1 protein-coding gene is annotated in these 1,776 nt (G+C 65.7%); it reads left to right on the top strand.

Annotation, left to right across the window (positions count from 1 at the left end; translation table 11 throughout):
• Nucleotides 1-278 precede the first annotated feature (278 nt).
• A complete protein-coding gene (locus BRAS3809_RS31390; RefSeq protein ID WP_035659762.1) occupies nt 279-1,655 on the top strand; it encodes a cytochrome P450 in 1,377 nt (458 codons plus the stop codon).
• Nucleotides 1,656-1,776: the final 121 nt, after the last annotated feature.

Here is a 1,776-nt window from a genome sequence, read left to right as displayed (position 1 = left end):
TCTTCGAGACGGGCGGAATGCTTCAGACCTCGGACGCCCGGCGCGTCGCGAGAACGATCCCTCTTGCGGCGCAACATCAATGGCCAGTCACACGACCGCGAGCGTATTGCATCCGCGCTGCAACCGCCTATCAATGGGGACCACGGGGTCTGCCACCGCGCCGCCTACAGAAGCGAAGGTCAGGACCAAGACGCCAATTCCAAGGCGCTAATTCCAAGACGCCAATTCCAAGGCGCTAATTCCACGACACCAATGTTCAGACGAGAGGAAACCCCACGATGTCGATGCAGCATGTGGTCTCTGAACCGATCCGGCTGACGCCGCCCCGGCGCAACTCGCTGACGCATATTCCCGGCGACGAGGGCTGGCCGATCATCGGCAAGACCTTCGAGGTGCTGGCCGATCCCAAGGGCCATGTCGAGCGCAACGCCAAGAAGTACGGCCCGGTCTATCGCAGCCACATGTTCGGCGACGTCAACGTCGTGCTGCTCGGGCCGGAGGCCAACGAGCTGGTGCTGTTCGACCAGGCGAAGCTGTTCTCTTCGGCGCATGGCTGGGGCCACATCCTCAATCTGCTGTTTCCCCGTGGCCTGATGCTGCTCGATTTCGAGGAGCACCGCATGCACCGCAAGGCGCTGTCGGTCGCCTTCAAGGCCGGGCCGATGAAATCCTATCTCGCCGGCCTCGACCGCGGGATCGCCGCGCGCATCGCGCAGTGGCGCGAGAGGCCCGGCGAGATGCTGTTCTATCCGGCGATCAAGCAGCTCACGCTCGACCTCGCCGCGACCTCCTTTCTCGGCACCGAGATCGGGCCGGAGGTCGATACCATCAACCGCGCCTTCATCGACATGGTCGCCGCCGCCGTGGCGCCGATCCGCAAGCCGCTGCCGGGCACGCAGATGGCGCGCGGCGTCAGGGGCCGCCAGCGCATCGTCGCCTATTTCTCCGAGCAGATCCCGCTGCGCCGTGCCAAGGGCGACGGCGACGACCTGTTCTCGCATCTCTGCCGCGCCACCGACGACGAGGGCGCGCTGCTGTCGACGCAGGACATCGTCGACCACATGAGCTTCCTGATGATGGCGGCGCACGACACGCTGACCTCGTCGCTGACCTCGTTCGTTGCCCAGCTCGCGGCGCATCCGGAGTGGCAGCAGAAGCTGCGCGCGGAAGTCGACAGCCTCGGCCTCGCCAAGGACGAGCCGATGAGCTCGGAGCATCTGGAGAAGATGAAGCTGACCGAGATGGCGTTCCAGGAGACCCTTCGGCTGATGCCGCCGGTGCCGTCGCTGCCGCGCCGCCCGGTCCGCGACTTCACTTTCAAGGGTTTTGCGATTCCCGCCGGCACCGGCGTCGGCATCAACCCGATGTACACCCACCACATGCCGGAGATCTGGCCCGAGCCCGAGCGGTTCGACCCGATGCGCTTCACCGACGAGGCGCAGCGCGGCCGCCACCGCTTCGCCTGGGTGCCGTTCGGCGGCGGCGCGCATATGTGCCTCGGCCTGCACTTCGCCTACATGCAGGCGAAATGCTTCGCACGGCACTTCCTGTCCAACATCGAGGCCTCGTTCACGCCGGGCTATAAGCCGGACTGGCAGGTCTGGCCGATCCCGAAGCCGCGCGACGGACTGAAGGTGCAGCTGAAGCCGGTGTGATCGCGGTGGTGTGCTGGAACGTGGCCCGCCTGCACCAGACCAGCGCATCACCAGGAGAAAAGCTACCAATTAGTTACTCGTCATGCCCGGGCCTGACCCGGGCATCCACGCCTGCCCAGAC

The sequence above is a fragment of the Bradyrhizobium sp. STM 3809 genome (assembly GCF_000239795.1).
Lineage (GTDB): Bacteria > Pseudomonadota > Alphaproteobacteria > Rhizobiales > Xanthobacteraceae > Bradyrhizobium.
This window is presented reverse-complemented; position numbering and strand designations above follow the sequence as displayed.

Coding starts and splice junctions, on each gene's coding strand:
- BRAS3809_RS31390 (WP_035659762.1), top strand. CDS start 279: ATGTCGATGCAGCATGTGGTCTCTGAACCGATCCGGCTGACGCCGCCC.